At 62.3% G+C, this 24,769-nt stretch carries 22 protein-coding genes; 7 read left to right on the top strand and 15 right to left on the bottom strand.

The genetic code is table 11. The annotated features are described in order from the left end of the window. Window positions 1–2: 2 nt before the first annotated feature. The 7 genes from ACN0X6_RS07255 to ACN0X6_RS07285 all read left to right on the top strand — a co-directional run bounded on the left by ACN0X6_RS07255 (window position 3) and on the right by ACN0X6_RS07285 (window position 6,079). Complete coding sequence (locus tag ACN0X6_RS07255) at window positions 3–1,895, top strand: TniQ family protein (RefSeq protein WP_417702917.1); 1,893 nt, start codon at window positions 3–5, stop codon at window positions 1,893–1,895. Further along, window positions 1,888–2,244, top strand: a complete 357-nt coding sequence (locus ACN0X6_RS07260) for a hypothetical protein (RefSeq protein ID WP_417702918.1) — start codon at window positions 1,888–1,890, stop codon at window positions 2,242–2,244. The genes ACN0X6_RS07255 and ACN0X6_RS07260 overlap by 8 nt, the downstream gene beginning before the upstream one ends. Before the next feature lie 11 nt (window positions 2,245–2,255). Beyond that, a complete protein-coding gene (locus ACN0X6_RS07265; RefSeq protein ID WP_417702919.1) occupies window positions 2,256–2,654 on the top strand; it encodes a DUF6957 family protein in 399 nt (132 codons plus the stop codon). A gap of 92 nt (window positions 2,655–2,746) precedes the next feature. Next, complete coding sequence (locus tag ACN0X6_RS07270; protein ID WP_417702920.1) at window positions 2,747–3,040, top strand: hypothetical protein; 294 nt, start codon at window positions 2,747–2,749, stop codon at window positions 3,038–3,040. 26 nt (window positions 3,041–3,066) lie between these two features. Continuing rightward, window positions 3,067–3,804: a metallophosphoesterase gene (locus ACN0X6_RS07275; RefSeq protein ID WP_417702921.1), complete on the top strand. Its 738-nt coding sequence runs from the start codon at window positions 3,067–3,069 to the stop codon at window positions 3,802–3,804. A 369-nt stretch (window positions 3,805–4,173) separates the two neighbouring features. Continuing rightward, window positions 4,174–4,830 carry a hypothetical protein gene (locus ACN0X6_RS07280; RefSeq protein ID WP_417702922.1) on the top strand — a complete coding sequence of 219 codons (657 nt, stop codon included), beginning with the start codon at window positions 4,174–4,176 and terminating at the stop codon, window positions 4,828–4,830. A 106-nt stretch (window positions 4,831–4,936) separates the two neighbouring features. Next, the gene (locus ACN0X6_RS07285) at window positions 4,937–6,079 is read left to right on the top strand and encodes a hypothetical protein (RefSeq protein WP_417702923.1); all 1,143 of its coding nucleotides are present in this window, start codon (window positions 4,937–4,939) and stop codon (window positions 6,077–6,079) included. A gap of 1 nt (window position 6,080) precedes the next feature. On the opposite strand, the gene ACN0X6_RS07290 is transcribed toward ACN0X6_RS07285, so the two are convergent. The 15 genes from ACN0X6_RS07290 to ACN0X6_RS07360 all read right to left on the bottom strand — a co-directional run bounded on the left by ACN0X6_RS07290 (window position 6,081) and on the right by ACN0X6_RS07360 (window position 24,768). Beyond that, window positions 6,081–6,515 carry a hypothetical protein gene (locus ACN0X6_RS07290; RefSeq protein WP_417702924.1) on the bottom strand — a complete coding sequence of 145 codons (435 nt, stop codon included), beginning with the start codon at window positions 6,513–6,515 and terminating at the stop codon, window positions 6,081–6,083. Window positions 6,516–6,938: 423 nt separating this feature from the next. Next, window positions 6,939–7,496 (bottom strand): ImmA/IrrE family metallo-endopeptidase, encoded by a 558-nt coding sequence (locus ACN0X6_RS07295; RefSeq protein WP_417702925.1) that lies wholly within the window; start codon window positions 7,494–7,496, stop codon window positions 6,939–6,941. Then, complete coding sequence (locus tag ACN0X6_RS07300; RefSeq protein ID WP_268130108.1) at window positions 7,496–7,867, bottom strand: helix-turn-helix domain-containing protein; 372 nt, start codon at window positions 7,865–7,867, stop codon at window positions 7,496–7,498. Before ACN0X6_RS07300 ends, ACN0X6_RS07295 begins: the two co-directional genes overlap by 1 nt. 941 nt (window positions 7,868–8,808) lie before the next feature. Then, window positions 8,809–9,261 carry a hypothetical protein gene (locus ACN0X6_RS07305; RefSeq protein WP_417702926.1) on the bottom strand — a complete coding sequence of 151 codons (453 nt, stop codon included), beginning with the start codon at window positions 9,259–9,261 and terminating at the stop codon, window positions 8,809–8,811. Between the two features lie 182 nt (window positions 9,262–9,443). Continuing rightward, window positions 9,444–9,890 (bottom strand): hypothetical protein, encoded by a 447-nt coding sequence (locus tag ACN0X6_RS07310; RefSeq protein ID WP_417702927.1) that lies wholly within the window; start codon window positions 9,888–9,890, stop codon window positions 9,444–9,446. Then, complete coding sequence (locus ACN0X6_RS07315) at window positions 9,887–10,792, bottom strand: NAD synthetase (protein WP_417702928.1); 906 nt, start codon at window positions 10,790–10,792, stop codon at window positions 9,887–9,889. Before ACN0X6_RS07315 ends, ACN0X6_RS07310 begins: the two co-directional genes overlap by 4 nt. A gap of 92 nt (window positions 10,793–10,884) precedes the next feature. Next, complete coding sequence (gene tagQ / locus ACN0X6_RS07320; RefSeq protein WP_417702929.1) at window positions 10,885–11,784, bottom strand: type VI secretion system-associated lipoprotein TagQ; 900 nt, start codon at window positions 11,782–11,784, stop codon at window positions 10,885–10,887. A gap of 56 nt (window positions 11,785–11,840) precedes the next feature. Next, window positions 11,841–13,643, bottom strand: a complete 1,803-nt coding sequence (locus tag ACN0X6_RS07325) for a formylglycine-generating enzyme family protein (RefSeq protein ID WP_417702930.1) — start codon at window positions 13,641–13,643, stop codon at window positions 11,841–11,843. Next, window positions 13,636–14,835 (bottom strand): ABC transporter permease, encoded by a 1,200-nt coding sequence (locus ACN0X6_RS07330; RefSeq protein ID WP_417702931.1) that lies wholly within the window; start codon window positions 14,833–14,835, stop codon window positions 13,636–13,638. Before ACN0X6_RS07330 ends, ACN0X6_RS07325 begins: the two co-directional genes overlap by 8 nt. Continuing rightward, a complete protein-coding gene (locus ACN0X6_RS07335; RefSeq protein ID WP_417702958.1) occupies window positions 14,835–15,551 on the bottom strand; it encodes an ABC transporter ATP-binding protein in 717 nt (238 codons plus the stop codon). The genes ACN0X6_RS07330 and ACN0X6_RS07335 overlap by 1 nt, the downstream gene beginning before the upstream one ends. Beyond that, on the bottom strand, window positions 15,551–18,565 hold the full coding sequence (locus ACN0X6_RS07340) for a serine/threonine-protein kinase (RefSeq protein WP_417702932.1): 3,015 nt from the start codon (window positions 18,563–18,565) through the stop codon (window positions 15,551–15,553). Before ACN0X6_RS07340 ends, ACN0X6_RS07335 begins: the two co-directional genes overlap by 1 nt. Continuing rightward, a complete protein-coding gene (locus ACN0X6_RS07345; RefSeq protein ID WP_417702933.1) occupies window positions 18,556–19,293 on the bottom strand; it encodes a PP2C family protein-serine/threonine phosphatase in 738 nt (245 codons plus the stop codon). The genes ACN0X6_RS07340 and ACN0X6_RS07345 overlap by 10 nt, the downstream gene beginning before the upstream one ends. Then, window positions 19,290–19,943 carry a type VI secretion system-associated protein TagF gene (gene tagF / locus ACN0X6_RS07350; protein WP_417702934.1) on the bottom strand — a complete coding sequence of 218 codons (654 nt, stop codon included), beginning with the start codon at window positions 19,941–19,943 and terminating at the stop codon, window positions 19,290–19,292. Before tagF ends, ACN0X6_RS07345 begins: the two co-directional genes overlap by 4 nt. Next, on the bottom strand, window positions 19,940–23,440 hold the full coding sequence (tssM, locus tag ACN0X6_RS07355; RefSeq protein ID WP_417702935.1) for a type VI secretion system membrane subunit TssM: 3,501 nt from the start codon (window positions 23,438–23,440) through the stop codon (window positions 19,940–19,942). The genes tagF and tssM overlap by 4 nt, the downstream gene beginning before the upstream one ends. Next, on the bottom strand, window positions 23,437–24,768 hold the full coding sequence (locus ACN0X6_RS07360; protein ID WP_192984166.1) for a DotU family type VI secretion system protein: 1,332 nt from the start codon (window positions 24,766–24,768) through the stop codon (window positions 23,437–23,439). The genes tssM and ACN0X6_RS07360 overlap by 4 nt, the downstream gene beginning before the upstream one ends. Window position 24,769: the final 1 nt, after the last annotated feature.

The raw sequence follows: 24,769 nt of genomic DNA on the forward strand, positions 1-24,769 counted from the left end.
GCATGTTGGCATTCCCCTTGACTCCCCTCGCTGATGAAAGCGTAAACGGCTACCTCCTGCGGTTGGCTGAGGAGAACTTCATGGACTCCTCTACCGGCCTGCTCCGCGAGGCAGGGGTTCGACTCAAAGCCCGTTACAGTGAGACTGAGCTCAATGCCATCAGCGAGACGCTGGGCCTGGAGGACTCTGCGATCCAACTGATCGGCCATTTCCCACGGGTATCGGGTTCACTCAGCCAAGGGCGCTTTCTCCGCACCGCAGCGGTTCCGGTCTGTGTGGATTGTTTGCGTGCATCCGCTTACATCCGCCAAGCCTGGCATCACCAGTTGTTCATGGCATGCCCTGAACACCAAATCTCACTGTTGCAGGCCTGCCCCGAGTGTTCGGCACCGCTAGACCTCAAGCGCCACTCGATTACAACCTGCCGGTGTGGGCACGACCTGACCACTGCGCATGTCGCGCCAGCAGATCCCGCGAGCCTCTGGGTGGCCAGCCTCTTGTGGCCTGCCAGTGGCATTTCGCTGCCGGGACTGGAGGCGCTGCCCCAAGACGTTGATGCCTTTTTATTGTTTCTGGCGAATCTGACGTTGGCGGAACCGCATCGGAAAAATGCGCCCATCGATACGGACAAAGCCTTGGCGGTGTGCCAAGCCAGTCATCAAATCGGCAGCAATTTACTGCCTCGCTTCAGGGACTTCGTCGAAGCCAAGATTGAAGCGGCCAATCAAATGGCGTCCAGCCGATTCATGCTCAACCTGGGCTCCTGGTACCGCGAGCTGAACACAGAATTTGCGGGTGAGGTGTATGCCCCCCTCCGCGAGATTGCCCACCGGCTGATTCTTGAGCGGGCCAATGCTCCGATCAATCGCAAGATGAAACAGCTCGGCGCCGAGCTGCTTGGGTTGAAAGCGACTCTCACGGCTGCCGAGGCCGCGCGTACCTTGAAGAGCTCCGCAGATCGCATTGTGGCTCTGGTGAAGTCGGGGGCGTTGGGTGGAACCATCTTGCAGGGCGCGACCAGTGAATTTTGCTTGGTTAAGCGCACAGAGGTTGAGGCACACCAGCAAGCGGCTGCGGATTTCCTCTACGGCAAGGATTTGCTCAAACTTCTCGGCATCAGTCGACGTACCCGAGACCGCTTTGCGGAAACTGGGCTCTTGAGCCCGGTGTCGGAGATGCAGCGCCCGCTGTTTGCACGGGGGGACTATCGCAAAAGTGAAGCGCTGGCACTGCTTGAGCGGCTGACCGAGAGCAGCGGCGAGATCGATGAGCCCAAGCGCAGCCTGTCATTTGCGGATATCAGTGGTAAGCGCTTTTCCAACGCGCAAGCCAATGACCTGCTTAAGCGAGTATTCGCGGGTGATCTTCAACCGCTAGGCCGTGTGCGTGGCATCCAGGGGTTCGCAGCGTTTCGCTTTGACGAAGAAACGCTGGCGGACGTGTCGGCTCAGCATTCCACTGGCATTGAGTTCACCATCACTGACCTGACCAAAATTACGAAGTGGAAGCACCAGACCATCAAAGGTTGGATTGATGCCGGCTACCTGCGGGCACGTGCTGAACCTGGCAAGAAATATCGGACATTCATCAGTTTGGCCGACCTGATTGCATTCCTTTCCACCTATGCGGTGTTAGCAGATGCGGCAGCTCGACTCGGCAGCCAGTCAGTTTGGCTTACAGAGCCAATGAGGAAGCTAGGCGCACTGGTGACGAGCCCCCGGAAAGAGCTTGAGAGCGGGCCTTTGCTCTCGGTCGATGCATTAGTGAACATCGCTTCTGATCGAGCTCCGACCTGGTCACGGCCATCCAAACCTCGCGCCCGCACGAGCCAAAACCATGAACTAAAGGCGGTAGTGGATCAGTTTTGCCAAGCGTCGGAGGTGCACTGTGCCTGACCGAATCAGCTCCCGTCTGCCGGCGCGGACGCAACGCCTTTTACTCGAAGCGTTGCTGGAGCATTACCCCGACGAGATCATCACCGGCTACCTGGTGAATGCCACTGTCAGCTGCAACTGTGTGCAGGGGCATGCCTACAGAGTACGCCGCTATCCGGAGCATGCCGTGCTCACCTCGGGTGAGATCTCGCAGGTGGTGCGCTATGGGGCGCGCTGGTTGATCCACACAGAAGATTTCGACTGTTTCGTGATTGTGAATTTTGCGCCGGGTGGACTTCAGTCACTGCGCCATCTGATTGATCTCTATGAGACGGCGCGGATGGCGCAGTCGCGCTGGTGCCTTCAGTAGCAGGGGTAGATATGGACGAGCTGAGTGCGGTGACCGACCTGTTGTATGGCCCTGGCACGCCCATGTCGGGCTTATCCCTGACTGACGATGAAGCCATGGCCATGGTGCGTCAGCGCTTTCCCTTTACCGAGTTCTGTCTTGTACGCGATTGGCTGTGGCTGGATTTAGTGGTCACGCCAGCCGAGCGCGAGCAGCTGAGCAGAACGGGGCGTCAGCCGGTGCTGGTGTATGCGCATGGCGTCGTTTACGACAGTGCCAGGCGCTGGGACGTGGGGGACTTTGTGCGGACATCGCCGTTACACGTTTTGCATGGTGAGGGTCTGTTCCAGACCTGGAGCACGCTCTACGTGTTGCTCGGTGAGGGGCAGCGCAAACGTGTGGCCCTGGAGATGGTCGGGCGGATTTCCTGAGGGATTCGAACCGCGCTTCGCATAAGACCGAATCCGTTAAAGGGCGGTACGACCCAGGGCTGCCGAATACGTTCAGGACATGAGGAGTGATCATGATGAGCGAGCAAGGCCAGAGCGATTCCGACATCCACTGCACCGTGTGTGCAAGCAACACCCGTATGGTCGGGTACGGCTGCCAGTTCGGAAGCTTGTCCGCTAGATGGGGCTATGGTGCTGCTCACGATGGTGAACATTACAGGCTTGAGCTGTGTGAGTCCTGTTTCTTCCAAACGCTGGCTTATCTGCGCGAACAGCGCCGCATTCACACGATTTTTGATGATGACCAACCAAAAGATGACCTGATGTTTGGCCGGGTCGCACACGATGACTTTTTCGGTGAGTCATAACTTACTTTCACGCCATGGTCATGATGATGCGTATTCACCTGCTGTCCGATTTGCACAACGAATTCAGAGTTTTTGACCCACAGGTGCTTGATGCTGACGTGGTGATTCTGGCTGGCGATATCGATGTCAAAGCGCGGGGTGTGGCCTGGGCCAAGCGCGCATTTTCTGGCCCGGTGCTGTATGTCCCCGGCAACCACGAATTTTATGGCGGCCATCTCACTCACACCTTGGCGAAGATGCGCGCGGCTCAGGATGATCGGACTCGGGTACTGGATCGCGACGCGGTCATCATCGCGGGGGTGAGGTTTCTCGGCGCCACGATGTGGACGGACTTTGCCGCGACCGGCAATCCACCCATTGCCTCCCTCAGTGCGCAAAATGCCATGAACGATTTCCGGCAGATTCGCACGGACAACTATCGGCGCATCCGGCCCGCTGACTTGGTAGAGCAGTCTGTGAAAACCCGCGATTGGCTGCGCACCAAAATGGCTGAACCTTTTGATGGACGCACCGTGGTGATCACCCATCACGCTCCTACCCTGCGCTCGCTCCAGGACAACCCCCATGCTGGGGGCCACATGGATGCTGCGTATGCCAATCGTTGGGAAGACCTGATGGGAAGCGATCAGGTGGCATTGTGGGTTCACGGTCATTCGCACACGGCAGTCGACTATGAAGTGGCGGGCACTCGCGTGGTGTGTAACCCCAGGGGATACCCCGGCGAAGACACGGGCTTCAACGCCAACCTGGTGTTAACGCTGTAGTCATGGGAGCGATCACCGTGAGCACATACTCTGGGTCTCTGGCAGAAGCGTTCAACTACCCATTCGGTGAGCCTGTAACGGCATACCTTACCGACGCGGTGATTGTGTCTTGCTGTGGTTTCGGCGTGATGCATCGGCATGTTAAAGCCGAGCTGTCTGGTCGGTTTCAAGATGGCCACCGGCTGAGAACGTCGGACATTCTTAAAGCGGAGCAGCTGGGGCCGTACTGGATTCTTCGAACGCTCAGCGGGAGCTTTTATGTGATTGTCAGCTTTCATCCGCACGGGGGGTGGCAGTCACTTGAGGCGTTTCTCAAGCTTCGTGAACAGGGCGTTCACCCGGCGCCACAACGTCTACAGTGAGGATCTGATGTTGAATCAGCCCATCCGCGATGAAGTCATGCGTCGAGCCCAGCGTTTGGGAGAAAAATGCCATCCTGCGGTGGCAGAAAGGCACGCTGATGAGTTGGCTCGCTATGCGCGATTAACATCCGCATGCGACGCATTAGAGACGTTCGACGGCATTCGTCCTCCAGCGGACGAAGACGTCTTCTACCTACTCGCTCAACGGCGTAGTCAGATTGCCGACGTGATTGCTCAGGCCAATCTTGAAGCTTTTGAGCAAGAGGCCGAGGAAGGGATCTATGTCGCTATACCGTACTTCGCTCGGTGTTCTGACAAGCAACCTGTTTGGCTGATGAATCGAACAGCGCAGCGAATTACCTACGTCCGGCAATCCCTTTACGCCTTTGCGAGTACAGACGATGGCGTTGATGAATACCGAGCAGCAGGGAGTGCGTTTGTCGATGGTGTTGCTGCGGACGCAGTCATTGGGCCCGGTCAAAAGCTCCAGATCGACACGTACTCGATGACCTGGGACGGGGACTTTGTCAGCAATCGGCGGGTTATGTTGCTGATTGAGGGTGAGCGCGGAGAGTGGTTCGCTAGCATCTCAAAGCTAGCAGGCTATTTGTGGGATGAGCAGTTGCATGGGCTGCATTTGCTGAAAATGGTCAAGAGCCTTTAAGCAGCCATGCATATGCGCGCGACCCGTACTGTATGACGGCACCGGATACGTCAGGGGCTTTCACCCGCTGTAGTGCCGTTTCTATTCTGGGATGGAGGCGTCTGCAATGCGAGAAGAGTACGACCGCGCCCAGCTGTTAGATGAGGTCTGGGCCGAACCGGTGACGCTGGTTGCCCCACGCTATGGATTATCTGATGTCGGACTTAAAAAGCTCTGTCGGCGTTTGCAGGTGCCAACCCCGGCGCGTGGACACTGGGCCAAGGTAAAGTCTGGGCGAGGAATTCCCCCTAAGCCACGGCTTAAAGCCTACAACGGCGATCCTCGGTATTTGCTGAAGCCATTGAAAGTCCATCGCCCTCGTTCGGAGGCGACGGAACTGATTGATGAACGATTGGCCATCGTAATTGCCTACGAGCAGGATCCGGCACATCTCATCAAAGTGCCGACACGCGGTACGCGTTGGCATCCGCTTGTCGCTGCCACACGTGATGGCTTTCAGGCCAGATATAAAGACAGCCGAGGTCTGCCGTTGCCTGGTGGCAAGGGGCTCAATATTGCCGTCTCACCCGAGCAACGTCCGCGTGCACTGCGCATCGCTAATGCGCTGGTACGGGCCTTGGAGAAGCGCGGGTATTCCTTGGTGCCAGGAGAGCATCACCTGGACGTGCAGATGTTTGGTGTATGCCTGTCATTGAGCATTTTTGAAGCGACGAAGCGCTCGGACTATATGCCAAGCGACGCAGAGCGTGCGGCCAAAGCGCGGGGCGAGTGGGCTTACTGGCCGCGCTATCGCTATACCCCGTCTGGGCGATTGGAGATCCGCAGCGGTGGAGGTTACGGCGGCTCGGTCAAAGATGGCACGCACCAAGTGGTGGAAGAACAGCTGAACAAGCTCATCATCTGGATGGCCAAGCGGGCCCTGAGTATCTTGCAGTTCCGCGAAGAGTGCGCCCGCGCGGAGGAGCTAAAGCAGATTCAGCGACGAGAAGCCTTGGCACAAAAGGCTATACAGGATGCAGAGAAAGAAAAGCTGGAGGCCCTGAAGTCAGCTGCGCTTCGCTGGCATCAGGCACAAACGATTCGAGCCTTTCTCATGGCTCTTGAGCAGGATGTGCAGTCGAGTGGGCATGGCCTGAGAGTCGATCAGCAGGAATATCTCACGTGGGCGCGGGCGAAAGCGGATTGGCTTGATCCCCTGCTCGATGTGTCGGATCCAATTTTGGATCGGGACATTCGTATTCCATATTGAGCTAGCTGGGGATGAGTTGAACGACTTCTGCCTTGGGTAGCCCTTTTTCTTCCAGCGAGCGCTGAGCTCCTTTCGCTCTGAACTTTTCAATCAAAGCGCGTGCTTTCTCTGCATGTTTTGCAAACGGTGCTTTACGTGCCCAGCTTTCAGGGCCGGAGCATTCATTCACGTTAACAACAGTCTGTTGGCCATAGCGTCGCTGTATGATCGGTTCTGCGAAGCTGGCGAGCTCTGCTGCTTGGGCGTGATCGAGCAGCATGATTTGAGTGCCGTTCTGAAAATTGCATGGCCGTAGGTTGGGGCTGAGGCATACCTCATAGTGCTCATGGGCGTAGAACAGGTCGAATCCAGGGCAGTGTTCTGCCTCCAGTGCCAAGGTGTAGTAGGTCACCCTTGCAGTAGGTATCGAGAGGCTTGGAATCCACATTTTGCGCATGAAATTTCCCTTAATGCGTAGCGGAAAGATGTCCAATATGGGGGCAGCCGCCAAGCTGCCCCATCTCCTATTAGAAGTTAAAGGACAACTGCCCCGGAGGGCTGCGGAAGTGATCAGTTACGTCTTCCCATCGACCGAAGCGGAAGCGGGGGTAGCGACGGACATAAACAGTTTTGGCACGTGAGGGTGCTGCCGGCGAGCGACGACGACGGGTGGATGCCATGGTGGCAGGTCTCCAATTTTCAGTTATGGCTGGAGAACTGCTCTGACCGACCAGCGGACACAAGTTACCTTGCGAGGTGCTGAGCCAGCTGCTAGATTTCGCGCGCTAACATGAAATCCGCAGAGCAGAGCAACGGGAGCCACTCGTTGCTTTTGTTTTTGCACAAAGGCCACTTGAAGCGCCAACTTCAGTGGCCTTTTTTATTTCAGGTAGCCCTCGTCTTTGAGTGAGCGGATGCGGATGTCTGCTGACTTTCTAGAAACACCATAAGCAGCCACGATCTGGGATGCGCTGAGGCCAGTCTTGCGCAGCTCATGGGCTGGAGTGAGCAGCTCTGCCGCGAACCGATCTGCCTGCCATTCCGAGTCCTCAAAAAAGCTGTGATTTCCCTGCGAAGATGGGTGGTGCCTAGCAAAGCCAAGGCGCTCCGATGTGTGCAGGAAAAGATGGCCTAGCTCATGAGCAAGAGTGAATCGGCACATACGGTCGCCACGCAAAGCCTTTGACCAAGTCGAGTGCTTCACACGTACTAAATGGCGATCTGGGTAACTCATTGCCAGGACATCATCCGGAAGCGCGCTGTCTTCGCAGATGTCGTAGTCCCAACCTTTCTCCTGGAGGCCAAACTCATAAAGGTCGACGATGTCGACGTGACCAGGTGGGATAGAGAATATTTTCCGAATCTCATCTGCTGCTTGGCGGATGAGTTGGCAGTTCAGAGGAGCTACCCGAACCCCCCTTGGCTTTGGTTTCACCATCAATGGATGTCCTCCAGCACTTTGTTCAAACGGTTAAGGATTTCCGCCCGCGCTTCTTCGGATGCACCAGGCAGCTTTCGTGCGAAGGCTCCTAGAACTCCCCTTTCGAGGTCTTCGAGACTTTCTACGTTTATCGACTTCTTGCTCTCATCAGCTGCGCGCTCCAGTTCGCGGGGATTGAAGGGAGTGTTTAGGCCGACGAAGTAATCGATGGTCTTTTCTAACAGCTCGTCGTTTAGGGGCTTTCTGCCGGTTTCAACAGCTGACAGGTAGGCTTCTGAGTAGCCTATTGCTTCCGCCATCACATTCAGCCGCACCCTGGCCTGAATGCGTAGTTCACGCACTTTTTGACCGAATGGTGTCAAGTTCATGGTTTCTCCTCCTTTGATTCCCGTCTCAGAGTCCTTGGTAGGGCCCTGAGACAGGGTTTTTCGATACTGGATAGAAAGTTACTCTCCTTGAGGAAGCAAATCAACCAAGAAGGAAGATTTAATTTCGTTTTTGGTTTCGTCCTCCTGCGCAGCAGAGCACAGGCCTGCGAGTGAACACGCAGCGCACGTTTCATGGTTCGCGTGAATGCCGGCAAAGAGTAGGAAGATGAATTGGTGTGCAGTCCTAGACGGACAGTGATGAGCAGGTGGGGCGGCTGATGAAAGCCTGAGCCGTTCAAGATTTTCTTATCAAAAGGGTTAAGAAATTCCCGAGTGATGTGGCCCTTCCTTGGACTACTGCCTGCTCCTATGTTCCGCCAGGTGCATGCCTGTGAGCGCGTCACCCTCCCGTGGCTAGAGGCAACGGGAGGGCCGAATTGTGGCGGATCAGTGCTGTCCCGCTTAGGAGGTTTCGGCAGGTGAGACCTGTAATTTCTTAGCTTCAATCCGGGTTGCGTGTGGTGTAAGGTAAGAGCATTGACAACTTGTCAATTGAGCGGAGATGCCGACAAGATACCCTGATATCGTGCCGCCTCCCGACAGGTTGTGGCTGGCTAGAAGCCCCGTCGTTACTGGCTTTGGAAAGTAACATTGTCCGACGGTAGGTTTTGACCCATTTACTTTGGCCGACAGGGTTCATTAAGTCTGTCCGAAGTCGCCTCCAGCCCAGTGTTTTCGCCCCTCTGAGGTCGACTATCTTTGTCTCCCTCCACCCTCTTTGTTCATCTGCCAACTGAACCACCGTTGGTAGGCATGAATTAAAAAGCCCCTGCCGATTCGCATCGGCAGGGGCTTTTTATTTGAACGGATGACCAGGCCTTACGCTTGTACAGGTCACGAAGCTACTTGGCTGACTACCCGCTTTGCCGAGCCCTGGTGGGCTAGCGCTGGCGTTCTTTCTTGTAGTGCTCACGCGACGCCGCACGCTGACCGCGTATTTCCACCATGGCTTTGAGCATGGCGCGGTAGCGCTTGCTGTTGAGCGTCAGCAGGCTACTCAGTGACAGCAGCAGACCGATGGAATACAGCAGATCGGGTGCTCGCCTGCCCCAGTGTCCGACTATCACCAGTATGCAGGCGACCATGGCTGCCACGATCAGCCATACCGCCCAGGGGCGGCCGCGAATCACCAGAAGATTGGCCGCGCACAGGTACAAGGATACCCCGCAGCTGCCAAGCATCATGTAGATGCCATAGTCATCCTGGCTGGGCGGATAGACCTCGAGCAGAAGGATCTGGCTGATAGCCAGAGAGAACAGTGCCAGGAAGAAAGCACAGATGAATATCGGGAAGTGTCGACGCAGTATCGTGAGGAAATCGAGTCCCTGATTCACTCTGCTAGCTCCTTGTTAAGACCGATAAAGGTTGATAGATAGCAGAGTGCTTCGCCATGAGAAATGGAGCCTTTGCTGATTCGAATACCGATGACATCGCGGCCGTGATCAACGAGCTCAATCAGATGTCGGCCGCTTTAGGAGCTCTACCAAGCGATACTTGGTCCTTTTCCAGGTTCCCGCTACCGTCGTTTTCTATTGTGCTGACGCCACGCCGCGCGCTGACCGCGTACTTCCACCATGGCCGTCAGCATGGTGCGGTAACGCTTGCTGTTGAGTGTCAGCAAGGTACCCAATGACAGCAGCAGACCGATGGAATACAGCAGGTCAGGTGCGCGTTTACCCCAGTGACCGACGACAACCAGCATGCAGGCCACCATGGCTGCGATGATCAGCCACACCGCCCATGGGCGACCGCGAATGACCAGAAAGTTGGCGGCGCATAGGTAAACCGACATGCCGAGGTTAGCCAGGACCATGTAGGCGCCGTAGTCTGCCCGAGCAGGTGGATACAGTTCGAGTAGCAGGTAAAGGCTTATAGCCAAGGCAAAAAGGGCAAGATAAAAGGCGCCGATGAATATCGGAAAATGCCGCCGCAATATCGACAGGAAGTCCAGGCCCGGTTTCACTCACTCAGCTCCTCGTAAAGTCCAATGGCGTAGGTCTGTACCATGTTGCTGCCGAGCAGGCCGGTACCGACGCTCAGTGCATCTCTGATGTTGATCGCCAGCGATGAAGAGATTTCACTGGTAGTGAAACGTTTGGGAAGCTCACCACTGCGTTGCAGGGCCTTACGCAATGCTGGTGTCAGCGCCGGATTGCGGTTTTCCAGGATTTCGCTGGTCAAGCGCCTACGCTCCTGACGGCTCAGCCCTCTGAGGCTCTGATGCCAGCTACGCCCGGTCATGGCTCTGCGCATGTTCATCACGCGCACGATGGTTGCCCCCGTTGCGCCAACGCCGGCCAGGGAAACGACATCCAAGGCCGTGGACATGTTCTGGTACCACTCTTCGCTGTCCAGTTCGTCGTTGCGTGACGGGTCGTTAACTTCGTTGATGACGCGCATGGCACCGATACCGCACTGCGCGGTTCCTGCCGCCGCTGCGCTTACGCCGATAGCCGTGATCACCAGACTCGCCCCACCCGTAAACGGCACGATGGCCGTGCCGCCGATGATCGCGATCCAGCCCAGCACCGCGCCGGCACAGGCCAGGCTGGTGTTGACGCTCTCTGCAACCAGCCGCGACTCGCGTGGATTGGATTGCACCTGTTGGACGAACTGCTGCGGCGAGACATTGCGCTGGGCTTCACGAATGATGATGCGCTTGGGCCTGATGCTGCAGATCGGGGTGAACTCGCGCAGGGTCACCACGTTGAAATTGGCATCGATGTACACCACCCCAGCTCCGGAGATGGCGGGGTCGGCATCGATGGCTGTGTAGAGTTTGCGCAGGTCGATCATGGCTTCGATGCGCTGTCGCGCCATGACCTGTGAAGGGGTGTTTCTCAACCCGATCAGGTAGTCGGACATTTGCCCTCCTTGGTAGAAACTCCGATAGCCGCTGCTCCGCCCGGAAAGGGCGGACCAGCGGCGCGTCTGCTCAGTCAATCATCCGCAAGGACTCAGACGTTCGGGCAGGGAATCGGTGCCCAGTCGCCCATATCCGGGTTGCTGCACATGCTGTTGACCTGGTTGCTACCGGCTACAGCCACCTGCTGGCTCTTGCTCTGCTTGGCTTCGGCCTGCTGCAGAACGCGCTCGGTATTGACTGCTTCGGTAGGCACCTTGGTCTGCTTGACCGGCTTGTTGGCAGGGGCCTTGGCGACCGTGGTCACTTCGGCGCGCTCGACGCCGACGTTCTTCAGGTCAGCCTCGTAAGCCTGGGTGTAGTTGCTCAGGTTCTCACCCGCCTTGCCGTTGACGGCGGTGATCAGGTCGTTGGACTCGTTCAGGCCGGCAATGATTTCGGCCAGACGCTTGCGCCCTTCTACATCGTTGATCGCGCCGGACTTACGCTGCTCCAGCAGGCTGGTGAACTCTTTCTGATAGCAGCTCTGCGAGGCTTCGGCGTAGGCGATGCTGCGGTCGAAGGTGCTGGCACTGGCATTGATGTCGGTGGAGTAGGAGCCGATGCGCTGGCGGTCGTCGCTGATCTGCTGTTGCTTGGAGGTGTAATAGGCCGCTGCGCCACCGATCAGGGCACCGCCGGCGGCGCCGATGGCAGCGTTGCGCGAGCGATCTTCCTTGTCGGCGGTCAACGCGCCAGTCAAGGCGCCGCCGACTGCACCCAGCACGGCGCCGGTAGCGATCGAGCGAGTCATGTTGGAGTCGGTATCGCGCAGGTGCTGAACGGGTTGGTAGCAGCTTGGGTAATAGGTGACCTCGGTGGTTTTACCGACACGGTTGACGGCGGAGGTGGAGCAGCCGCTGACCAGTACGGTCATCGAGGCAAAACCGATAGCGGCGAGTGTCATGACGCGGCTACGAGATTGCGAGGTGAGGTTCGTTGTGGATGGACGCATAGCTAGGCTCTCTCTGCTTGTGGTTGATTGATGTTTGGCGGCAATGGCTGGCGTACTCACGGTTGCGGTACCGCTTGCGTTTCCAGCAACTGTTTGAGGATCTCGGCCGGATTGGCACGCTGTTGGGCGCGGTACAGCGCGACGTGATTGACGAACAGGGTGGCGCGGTTGACCAGGCTGTTGCCGATCACAGGCTTGCGCGCGAGTTCTTCCTTGATGCGCTGGAACTGCACCTGGATCACCCTGTTGGTGTAACGGGTGCCGCTGGCCATGTTGTCGATGTAGATCGCCACGGCGCCGTTGAGCGCCTTGGTGCCGTTATCAATGGCGCCGCTCAATATCTGCGCCGAGGCGGCGTCATTGTTCTGCTGCGCCTGGCGTTGACTCTTGCGCAGGTTGGTCAGGCGGATGTTGTAGTTGTTGATGGTCTCCGCCACCAGGGCGGCAGACTGGATCAGGTTGCCAGCGGCCTCCTCGCGCTGGCGGGCGATCAGCGAGACGTTACGCTTGAGCTCTTCATTGACCAGCCCGAGCTCGGCCTGCAGGCGTGGGTCGGTAGCGCCGGCGATGATGCTGTCCAGGCGTTGCGTCGGGTCCTCCGCATCGCCGATATCATCGGTCAGCCCGGCCAGGCGTCCCTGTTTCTGCCATTGAGCGAACAGCTCGTCGTAGCGCGAGCGCGGGGCGGACAAGGCGCCGATGGCTACCCGAAACCCGGTGGTCTCGTTACGCTGCTCGCTGCCATCTGCACCGAACAGCGGGTACTCGCGGCGCATGCCGGTGAACAGCGTGCCCTCGCCTTCCAGGTAGTTGCCACCCTTGACCACGAAGCCGCCATAGGTGCCCTGGCGGCGCCCGGCACTGACCAGCTGGAAGGACTCCTGCACCATCTCGGCGGCGTTGCCGATCACGTCGAACAACCCCAGCGGGTTGGCCTGCCTGGTGCCGATCGGCATCAGTCGGGGCGCCTGTCCGGTCCCGCCGGCCACCTGGTTGAACACGGCCCAGTTAGCCAGCGGGCCATCATCGTCACTGCCCTCGACCGGACGCGGGAAAAGCCGCCCTTCCAGCTCCTGGCGGCTGACCTGCGAGCCGCCCCGGGCAGCGAACTCCCATTCCACTTCGGTGGGCAGACGGACGAACGCTGCGCCGCCCTCTTCTGCCTTGCTGCCTCTGCCGCTCACGGGTAGCAGATCACGGTGATTGGCCAGCAGCCAGGCGCTGTAGACCGCTGCAAAACGCTCTGCCTCGAAACGCGACAGCTTCACCTGCGGCAGTCGCCCGCTCATATCGGTGACCGGCGCGCAAGCGGGTGCAGGCTCGCCACTGGCCAGCGCCTGAGCCTGGGCCATGACCTGAGCATACTGACGAGCAGTGACCTCGTACTTGCCGATGAAATACATCATCGGTTTCAGCGGGCTGCCGGCGTCGATCCTGGGCAGGCGCTCGGCGATCTGCTTCTGCCACTGCGGCGCCAGGTCCTGCAGGCTGAACTGGCCGTTGATGAAGTCGCGGCGATAGCCGGAGATGAAGGATTGCTTGTAGCCAGCCTCACCTTCGCTGAACGGATAGCCCAGGCTGACTTCGCGGTCGTCCAGGCTGCCCTGGGTGAGTACATAGACATGGCGGAACAACATTTCACCGCCACAGGGCAGCGGCAGGCTGACGTCGCCGGGTAACGGTTTGGGGTTGTCCAGTCTGGCCAATTGCTCCGCATCGAGCTCGCGGGGAGCCTCAGCTTCGGACTGCGCAGATGTGGCGGGTGTGTTCGCCGCTGGTGGCTCATCGCCCGGCGAGCAGGCCGTCAGCGCGAGCGTGGCGAGTATCAGGGCGGAGGCAGCGAAACGACTGTCAGACATCACGAATTCCTTGAGAGGCGTCGATCCGGGCCACGCGCATGCCTCCCAGCGCAGCGGCAAGCGCGCTGGCCAGCAGAACGGCAGCGAGGGCCACCAGGTAATGCTCGGGCAGCAGACGACTGGCGTAATCGCCCGGCACCTGCACGAAAAGATGGTTGAGACCGCCCTCCGCCAATCGGTACAGCAGGGCCGACAGGACGCTGGCGAACAGGCCGCTGTACAGCGCCTGGAGAACCACGAACAGCAGCAGCGCGCCGCTGCCGAAGCCCAGCAGGCGCAACACGGCCAGTTCACGTTGCTTGCGCTCGACGGCGGCCAGGGCGCCGGCACTGATGGCTGCCACCGCGCCGCCCAGCGCCAGGGTGGTGATCAGCCAGAACAGCAAGTCGAGGTTGCGGCTCAGTGCCTGCACCTGGGCGATCTGCGCTGCCTGGGTGACGACCTGCACCTGCTGTGCGGCCAGGTACTGGCGCAGCGCTTCGACGTCATCCAGCGCGTGCGCGTACAGACGAAAACCGGGATAGATGCGCGGCGCCTGTGTCGCCGGCGCGCCCGGCCAGCCCAGCGCAGCCACTGACAGACCGTCGCGGTAATCCTCGACGGCTTCCAGCAGCGCCGCCTGCGCGAACAGCGCGTCGCGCTCGAAGGCCGTCAGCGGCAACACAGCCAGGACCTGCAGGGTGGTCTGTTGCCACTGCAGGTCGCCGCCACGCTGGCGGCCGAAGCGTGCCTGCAGCTGGCTGCCTGGCGTGACGCCGAGCTTCTCGGCAGCGCTATGACTGAGCACCACCTGTTGCAGCGTCTGCGGCACCGGCAGGTCCTGCAACAACGGATCGCCTGCTGCCGTCGGCAGCATTTCCACGTTTACCCTCGCTTCTCCTGGCGCGACCTGCAATTCGCTGGTGGCGGCGATCTGCCGGGTGCGTGGGATGGCGAAGGCGACGTCCGCGCGTTGCCCCAGTGCTGCGATGAAGTCTGCCTGCAGGCGCGTGCCGCCCAGCGGAATGATTTCGCGCACGGCAGGGTCGCGTTGCAGGCGCTCGGTAAGGCTGCCGACCAGGCCGTGCTTGAGGCCGAACAGCACCAGCAGTGGCGCGATCACCGCCACCAGGGCCAGCACGCTGCACGCCGACAGGCGCGCCTCGCGACGATAGTCCTGCCATGCCAGCCCGGCGATCAGCAGCGGGCGCATCAGGCGGCCTGCTCCAGATGGGCGCTGACACCGCCGTCGGCGTCGCGCCGGCAGTTCATGCGCAGGACGGTCAGGCCGGCGCGCTGCGCCAGCGCCTCATCGTGAGTCGCCACCACGCAGGTAGCGCCGGTTTTCGTGGCCTGAGCGAGCAGCAACTGCATGACCCGTTCGGCATTGAGTGGGTCCAGCGCCGCAGTGGGTTCGTCGGCCAGCAGCAATTGCGGCCCGTGAGCCAACGCCCGTGCACAGCTGACCCGTTGGCGCTGGCCGATCGACAACTGCGCGGGATATTTATCCAGCTGCTCCTGCACATCCAGCGCCTGTGCCAGACGCAGGACTTGCCCGCTGTCTGCCATGCCGAGCAATTGCCGGGGCAGAGCGATATTGCGGCGCACATCGAGAAAGCCGAGCAGCCCGCCAGCCTGCAGCACGTAACCCAGATAGTGGCTGCGCAGCTGTGCCAGCTGGCTGTGCCGGCCCTGTCGCCACAATCCGGCGATATCGCTGACCGAGCCGGGCAACTCGAGGTTGAAGGTTTCGGCAGCATCCGGTGCCAGCACCAGGGCCAGCAGATCGAGCAAGGTGCTCTTGCCGCAGCCGCTGGGGCCAACCAGGGCCACCTGCGCGCCGGCCTCCAACTGCAACTGCTCGATGGCCAGGCTGTAGCGCTGTGCGCCCTGGCCACGTTGCTTGAGGACCTGCTGCAGGCGAATCATCATGGCAGCGTCGACAGCGGGACACGGTACAGGGCGTCGCCGGGTTCGGCGTTGCCGAAGCGCACCCAGTTGGCCATGTCGTTGTGGAAGGTTTCATAGAGGTGAATCTTCGACTCCAGCTCGTCGATGAAGTCCTCCTGCTCGGCCACCGACAGCGACAACCAGAGGTCCTGGCTCATGCTCAGTGCCTTGCTGCGATACGGCAGGCCGTCGAGGTACTCGCCGAGCACACCGCTCTGCGCCAGATTGGCGCCCTGGCGCAGCGCCGAGGGGTCGCGACTCATGTAGGCGCTGGCGCTGGCGATCTCGCTGAAGAAGTCGGCCGGCGAGGTCTTGGTCTTGCGCGCGGCGTCGACGATCAGCTTGAGCGACTGCTGCAGGTCGTTGAGCTGCAGCTTGGTCAGCATCACGCACACCTGCAGTGTCGGCAGGCTCGGGTTGCTCAGGTCGCGGTCGGCGGTCCAGGCGCTGACCAGCTGCGGCGCCTGGCTGGCGCTGCGGCGACCGAGAAAATCCATGTGCATGGCGTAGCCGATGGCCTGCGATTTGGCTGCCAGATTGGCACCTGCGGCCAGTTGCGGGGTGACGGGCGCCTGCTGCGCGCGAACCTGCTGCGCCAGTTCGGCGAAGGTCGAGCCGATCTCGCGCACGCGCTCGCCGAAGGCCTGGACATCACCGCCCGGCACCGAGACGTAGAGGTCGCCGATCTGCGGGTTGCTGTCGGCCGTCAGCACCCGATACTGCAGCTCGGCCGAGGCGTGGTTGGCCTTGCCGGCTGGGGTGCGCAGGTGCAGGGCAAAGATCTTGATCTGCTTGCTCAGCGCCGCCTGGCGCACCTCGGCCTCGTTCATCGAGGTGCTGCTGTAAGGGTCGTTCTTGCGCAGCGCGCCGGCATCGCTGACCAGCAGGATCAGGCGGCCGCCATAGCTCGACCAGTCCATGCCTTCTACGGCCTGCATGACACCGGCGAAGGCATCTTCGTTGAAGGAGTGGCTGGATACGGTGGTCGCCTGAACCTGTTCGGCAGCGCGCAGGAAACGCTGCGGATCACTGCCCTCCTGCAGGCTGACCAGGGTCTTGCTCAGATACTGCAGGCCCGGTGTGCGCGACGTGCTGTTGCGATAACCGACCAGGCCGAAGCTGACGTTGTCCAGCTCACCGCGCGCCTGCAGCTGACTCTGCAGCTCGCTGACCACCTGGCGCACGCGGTCGATGTAAGGCTGCATCGACACCGAGGTGTCGACCACCAGCACGATGCCGGTACGGAAACCCGAGTCGTTGGCAGCGATCGGCTTGTCGGCAGGGCTCTGGGCGGCGCTGCCGGGGTCGATCGAGGCGATGTTGAGCAACTGCACCGGTTGACCGTCGGCATCGAAGGTTTCGCGGAAGTCGAAGATCGGCATCAGGTAGAACTGCTCCTGCGGAACCGCACTGCTCGTCGGCTCCAGTGCCACCACCTGTGGCACCTGTTCGGGGTCGTTCTGTGCCTGCATCAGTAGCTCGCGCGCCTGGCTGGTGCGGTCGATCAGGCGCTCGACGTCGGAGGCCTGTTGCATGAACAGCACCGGCGCCCGCCCGGAACGCTCGGTGAACTTCAGCACCAGGCTCTGTTTCCAGTCGGTAGCCTGTTCGGCGGCGATCCAGCCTTGCACGCGGCCATCGCTGGCTGCGCCGACCTGCATCCAGGACTGGCCGTCCTGGTTGCGCCGGGCATATACATAGAGCACCGAGAAGGCCGGTAATGCTTCGCCGGTGGCGGCGCCCGGAGCACTCAACAGCTGCGCCCCGGGCTTGGCCAGGATGCGTTGGTAGAGCGTTGTCTTGCCCGGCATCAGCAGCGGCCGCTCGCCGGCCTCACCCGTATCGTCAGCCAGTGGCGCGACAGCTGCGACCTGCCCGTTGTCTTGCGGCGAGCTATCCGAAGCCACCACGGCGGATGGCTGGCCGAGCCACCAGTAGGCGCCGCCACCGAGGCCCAGCGCAGCAGCCACGGCAACCGCCAGCAGCGCCATGCGTGGCCCCTTGCTGGCAGTGGACGGTCGTGCCGCTGCGCTGCTGGCAGCGGCAGTCGGTGCGGGTGCCACGGTTGGCGCCGGGGCCGGCGTACTGCGTGGAATCTCGATGGATACCGGTTGCAGCTCCCCCAGCTCACTGGTCGAAGGCGCGCCCAGTGTGGCTTGCTGGGTGAACGCCGGACGGATCAGGGTGGCATCCGAGTCGGGTGCTGGCTGGGCATCGAGCGCGGCCAGCAGTTCCCCGGCATCGCTGAAACGCTCATCCGGGTTCTTCGCCAGCAGGCGCTGCAGCAGGGTCTGATAACGGCTGTGCTGCAGCGGCAGCTCCGGTAACGGCTGAGTCAGATGCGCCAGTGCCGTGGACAGTGCGTCGGTGCCCATGTACGGCAGCTCACCGACCAGTATTTCGTAGAGCACGACGCCGAGGGCATAGAGGTCGGCACGGCCGTCGATATCCAGTCCGCGCGCCTGCTCGGGGCTCATGTAGTTGGGTGTGCCGACGGCAAAACCAACCTGGGTGAACTGGGTACGGTCGTCGAGTGACTTGGCGATGCCGAAGTCCGACAGCACCGCCGTGCCGTCGGCGCGAAAGAGGATGTTGGCCGGTTTCACGTCGCGGTGGATCAGCCCCTGGCTGTGGGCATAACCCAGCGCCGAGGCGATCTGGCGGATGTACTGCAAGCCCTGCTCGGGGCTCAGGCCAGCGGCGATACGCTCACTCAGGGTACCGTTGGGCAGGTACTCCATGGCCATGTAGTAGTGCTCGCCGGCATTGCCGATGTCGTGCACGGTGACGATATGCGGATGCGCCAGGCGCGCCAGGGTCTTGCCCTCACGCAGGAAGCGCTCGCAGAACGAGGCGTCGGCCGCCAGCGCCGGGGCCATGATCTTCAAGGCCACCTTGCGCTCGAGGGAGCGTTGCAGCGCCAGGTAGACGGTGGCCATGGCGCCTTCGCCAATCATTCTGTCGATGTCGAAACCGGGAATGTTCAGGTCCATGAGACGGGCTCGCTCGCCTTGATGACGATGGCGGTGATGTTGTCGGGTGCGCCGCGTGTCAGGCCCAGATGGACCAGGCTGCGCACCACCTGATAGGGGTCGCTGTGCGTCAGCACATCGCGGATCTCGTGGTCTTCGGCCGTGCGGGTAAGGCCGTCGCTGCACAGCAGCCAGGTGTCGCCGGGCTGGATGTCGAAGACGCTGCAGGCGAGCTCCAGTTGGTCCTGCACGCCCACCGCGCGGGTGACGACGTTGGCGCGCGGGTGCAGGCGCGCCTCGGCTTCGCTGAGCAGGCCGCTGTCCTGCAGGTCCTGCACATAGCTGTGGTCACGGGAAACTGCTTGCAGCTCGCCTGCCCGCAGCCGGTACAGGCGACTGTCGCCGGCCCACAGGCACAAGCCCTGGTCGCCGCGGGCAACCATCAGCACCACGGTGCTACCCATCATGGTCACGCCACGCAGGTGGGTTTGCTCGCGCACGGCAGCGTTGACCTGGCTCAGGCTGAGCCGCAGCACATGCTCGTAGTCACTCAGGGTGTCGCTCGCCTTGATGTGGCGCAGGCTGTCGACGATCAGGCTGCTGACGTAATCGCCGGCCGCGTGCCCGCCCATGCCGTCGGCCACCACCCAGAGGCCCGCCTCGGGACGTTCCAGGTAGGCGTCTTCGTTGATCTGACGAACCAGGCCGACATGGCTGTAGGCCGCTGACTGGTAATGCAGTGCAGTCATTGCGCTACGACCTCCGGGCCCAGCAGATAAGCCGCGAAGGACTCGGTCGGTGGCAGCCCCTGGCAACGGCGCAATCCGGCCGCGATGCGCTGCGAGCCGCGCCCCCACCACAGGCTGGCACCGCTGCAGGCCTCGGCCGCGAGTGCGGCCAGGCGCCCCGGCGCATCGATCACCGGCCAATGCTGCAGACCATGCGCCTGGTCGTAGGCGGGCAGCGCTGTAGCCGGCAGGGGCTCCAGGCTCTGCACCGCTGTCTCGAAGTCTTCGAAGCGGGCGCCCTCTTCCAGGGTGCTCAGCAGCAGATCCTCGATTCGCTCGAACCACGCTTCGTTCGCCAGCATGGCCTGCAGCGGTTGCCCACCAGGAATACGGCAGGCGACCGTCAGCGGAAAGTAGCGGCCGACGCGGTCGATGCTCGGCATCAGCACCCCGGCCATGGCCTCGCCACCGCAGACGCCTGGGGCGAGTGCGAAGCGCCACAGCGGGCTGGTCAGGTAGGCGTCCAGCCAGCTTTCGCCGAGCTGGCCCTGACTGCTCTGCAGGCCAGCCGATAGCCAGGCGTCCCAGCCGCGCTGGAAGTCCTTCGTCAGGTTGCGTTCGATGAAGTCGCCGCGGCTGGCGACCTTGCCGTAGAAACCCATCATCGTCATAGCCGCTCCGGCAGGGTGAAGCCGGCCACTGCGCGACTCTTGAAAGGATTGAAAGCACTGCTGGCGCGCAGTTCGTAGGCAACGCTGGAGCGGTCCAGGCGTACGCGCAGGTTGAAGCGATCCGGCGAGGCGCCACCAATCAACTCGGACTGATCGAGCAGGCGGAACCAGGCCCACGGCCCTTCCAGGGTCAGCGCCGAGCGCCCGCCTTCGACCGGTGGCGACACCGTGAGGCGCACCACGCCGATGCTGCCGGGGTTCGGCCATTGCACTGCGACCGGCCGGCTCGGGCCGTGGTCGAAGCCGATCAGCTGGCCGTCGAGATCGAGCTGCGACTGGCTGATGGTGGCATCCATGCTCACCGGCTTGAGGTCGAAGCGCACGCTCGGTTGCAGGCCGCCACTGCGGAAATACTCGTCGCGAATCAGCGCCGCCCGCTGGAAGGTCTGCAGCACGCCGGCGGAGATGCCCAACTTCTGCGCCGCGCCCGGCTGCCAGCGCCAGTTGCGTGCCGAGGTGTCGACGTAAGGCTGCAGGTACTTGCGGAAGTAGCTGTCCATGACCCCGCCGACGCCGAAGAACTGGCCGAAATCATCCAGCGTGGCGTCGCGCTGGCTGCCCGGCACCATTGGGTAACGGCCGCTCAGCGACTGCCGCCAGACGTTGACCACATCACTTTGCCAGGCGGCGTTGAGCTGGTTGCGCACCCCGCCCATCATGCTGTTGGTGCTGGCGGCGACGACCGACCGGACCAGCCCCTGGACCAATGCGGGCTGGCGTGCGGCGCTCAGGTTGGCCCGCGCTGCTGCGGCGCTGGCCTGATTCTTCGCTTCGCCGAGCAATGCCTCGCCGCTGGCGCCAACCATGCTGCTGAGTTGCACGTAGAGCGCATTGAGGTCTGCCAGCAGGCCATCGATGGCCATCGGCGCCGTTGGGTCCTGGCTGACCAGGCTGTTGAGTTCGGCGAAATGCGCGCTGACCGGATCGATCTGCGTAACCGCCGCCACGGCGTTGCCGGCCGGCGTCTGGCCGAGCAGCGAGCCGAGTTTCTGCTTGAGTTGCTCGACACCCTCGTCGGTCGCCTTGGCCACGCCTTCGGACTCGGGCGCCTGCTGCAGGTCGGTTTCCCCTGCCACCGCGATCAGTAGCTGCTTGAGCGGCGAGGACGGCCCGGACAGGATTCGCAGCACGTCGGCGGCCTGGGCCACGCTGGTGATCGGCACGAAGTCGAGGTCGGCCAGCAGCGCATCCCACTGTTGCACGTAATCGCGCAGGTACAGCTGGCGTACATCGGCGGCCAGGTTTACGGCATCCTGTGTGCTGTCGAGCTGACGGCCCAGGACCCATTGTTCCTCGGCCACGACACTGGCCTGACTGACGCTGGCGCGCAGGAAGGCTTCGCGGTAGCCACGGCGGGTGTAGAAGCCGCTCAGCGGGTCGCTCAGCGCCTTGCCGCTCTTGCGTGTGAAGACCAGTGCGGCGTCGCGCCCGGCGGCCTCGCTGAGGCGGAAGTCGCTGACCCCGGCCGGTAGCTTCTGGCGCTTGACCCGGTCATACACACGCTGCGCCAGCGGCAGGCGCTGCAGCTGCATGCGCAGCTCGTCGATCAAGCGCTGATCCAGGCGCGCATCCGGTGGGCGCCGCTCGAACAGCGCCTGCAGGTGCTCATCGAGCGCCTGGCGTTGCTCGCCCGACAGATCGCGCGGCAGGCTCTGATCCCAGTCCAGACCGATCCAGGCCTTGATGAACTCGGCGTCGTACTGCTCGCCGCCGCCGAACATCAGGTAGGCCTTGAGCCCTTCGTAGAGGTAGTCGGAGCCACCGCCCGTGCGCAGCTGCTCCTCGATTCGGCTGACCAGACGTGGGGCGAAGGTGGCCACCAGCAAGCGGCGATAGACGCTGGCGGCCTGCTCTTCGAGCATGTCGCCCTGGTACAGACCCAGGCCCTTGGCCCAGTCCGGCGGGTCACCGGCCAGGTTGCGTACGGCGCTGAGCAACGGCAGCACGGCCAGCACATCGCGCTGCGCCGGGCTGAGGCTGCGCACCTGCTGCTCCAGAGGCGCAGTGCGGGCGCCGACCTGGGCGATATGCTCACGGTTGGCGTTGAAGCTGAGCAGCCACAGCGTGCTCACCACCAGTACCAGCGCCACACTGGCTGCCAGCGAACCGATGGCCAGCCATCTGCGGCGGCGCTCGACCTTCTGATCGACGCCGACCAGGCCGCGTTCGGCGAATGCGACGCGGCTGAACAGGTGCTGGAGGAAGTAGCTGCGACCACTGCCGCTCTGCCGGGCCAGGTGCTGGCGGTCGAGGCTCATGCTCTGCGCCATGGCGCCGATCAGGCGGTCGATCGGGCTGCCTTCCTGGGTGCCGCTGGTGAAGTACAGGCCGCGCAGCAGGGTGCGTTCCTCGTAGGCATTGGGCTTGAACACGCCATTGAGGAACTCGCCGAGCAGGCTCTTGATCGCGGCGAACTGCTGCGGGAAACCGTAGATCAGGTCGCGTCGGGCCGGGTCGCGTTCGCGCTGCAGACGTTCGACCAGGCGTTGGTTGAGGCGTTGCTCGAGGGCGCCGAATTCGCTGTCGAAACTCTCCAGCGGGCCGCCGACACTCTTGCCGTCGTCCAGCGCGAAGGTGAAGCCCCAGACCTGGGCGCGCTCCTCACGGCTGAGGTCATCGAAGAACTCCATGAAGCCCGGCACCAGGTCGCACTTGGTGAGCATGACGTAGACCGGGAAGCGCACGCCGAGCTGGCTATACAACTCCTGCACCCGCGAGCGGATCGCCGCCACGTGCGCGGCGCGCTCGCTGTCGCTGCTCTGCAGCAGGTCGGACAGGCTGATGGCGATGAAGGCACCATCGATCGGGCGACGCGCGCGCTGGTGCTTGAGCAGGTCGAGAAAACCGAGCCAGGCCGCCTTGTCCACCTGGGCGTGGCTGTCCTGAGTGGTGTAGCGCCCGGCGGTGTCGAGCAGCACGGCCTCGTCGGTGAACCACCAGTCGCAATTGCGCGTGCCGCCCACACCACGAATGGCGCCGGCGCCCAGTTGGGCCGCGAGGGGGAAATTCAGCCCGGAGTTGACCAGCGCAGTGGTCTTGCCGGAACCCGGTGGGCCGATGATCACGTACCATGGCAGCTGATACAGATTGCGCCGCTCATCGCCGCCCAGGCGCGCCTTTTTCAACAGCGCCAGGGCTTCGTCCATGCGCTGGCGCAGGGTCGCCAGCTCCTCGGCGGTCGCCACGCTGGCGGCGTCCGGCGGCGTTTGCGCGGCCAGGCTGTCGAGCACCTTGCGCTCCTGCTGGCGTTCGCGCAGCAGGCAGAACAGGCGCCAGCCGAGCCACAGCGCGAACAGTACGATGATCAGCGTCCAGCGCGTCCAGGCCGGCTGCAGCGCGTTGAGCAGCGGGCCGATGAACCAGATGATCAGGCTCAGGGCGATCAGCCCGAGCACAGGGATGACCCAGCGGGTGATGAATCCGAACAACGCCTTCACTCCACACCCTCCGCCAGTACGGTGATCTCTACGCGGCGATTCTTCGCCCGTCCTTCGGCCGTGGCATTGGAGGCCAGCGGTTCGGTGTCGCTCAGACCCTCGGCACTGAAGCGCTGGGCCTGGCCGGTACGCGCCGCGAGCATCTGCAGCACCTCCTCGGCACGGGCGCGCGACAGCGCCCAGTTGGACGGGAAGCGCAACGTGGCGATCGGCTGGTTGTCGCTGTGCCCGGTGATGCGCACCTGGCCCTTGACCTTGGCGATTGCCTCGGCGATGCGCAGCAGCAACGGCTGGAAGTCATCGCGGATGCTGGCGCTGCCGGAGCTGAACAGCTCGTCGCCACGGATGGTGACTACTGAACGGTCGACGCCATCCTCGACCGCCACGCGATTGGCGCGAATGTCGTCGGCGAGGAAGGTGGCCAGGCGTGGCCGCTCGACCACGCGCGGCTTGACCACGGCCGGCTCGATGCTCTGCACCGGCACCTCGCCGAGGGCGTGAATCTGCCTGAACACCGGTTCGGCATCGGCCGTCAGCTTCATCCGCAGCACCAGCAGCAACACCAGCAGCAGCGCCAGTGCCACGGCCAGACCGACCCAGGGCGGCAGCAGCCGCGACAGGCGATCCGGTGCCACGCTGACCCCGCGCCAGTGCGGCGACAGCTCATGCTCGCGCTCACCACGCACGCTGCGCAGGGTTGCGGCAGTGCGCTCGCGCAGCGCCTCCAGCTGGCTGCGGCCGTCGTGCATGACCCGATAGCGACCCTCGAAGCCGAGGCTGGTGCACAGGTACAGCAACTCCAGCAGGTCGAGGCGTTCGCGCGGGCTTTGCAGGCAGTGTTCGAGCAGCTGGAACACCTTCTCGCCGCCCCAGGCTTCGTTATGCACGGTGATCAGCAGGCTCTGCTTGCCCCATTCGCTGGTGCTGCCCCAGGGCGTACTCAGCACCGCTTCATCGAGCGCGGTACACAGCGCGTAGCGCGCCAGCAGCACATCGTTGCGCGGCACGCCGGCGGCTTCGGCGCGTTGCTCGAACTGGCGCAGGTAGCCCAGCAGCTGTGCACGCAGGCTGGCCGGTGCGGGATGGGCGAGGGTGCTGCGCAGTCGGGTGAGCATGCTCAGCAGCGGGCCGGCGGCCTGTTCCAGAGGGTTCATGCCACGGGCCTGGCCCGCCGGTAGCGGTGCGGCCGGCATCTGCAGCGGTGCAGCCGGCACCTCGGCGGCGGGCTGCGGCCCACGGCCACCCGGGCGCGGCATGAACTGGGTGCGGTCGTTGTTTTGCGGCTGCGCTGCCGGTGGCTTGTTCAGCCAGTCGTCTTGATCCGTCATG

The sequence above is a fragment of the Pseudomonas sp. genome, from assembly GCF_048269965.1.
GTDB lineage: Bacteria > Pseudomonadota > Gammaproteobacteria > Pseudomonadales > Pseudomonadaceae > Aquipseudomonas.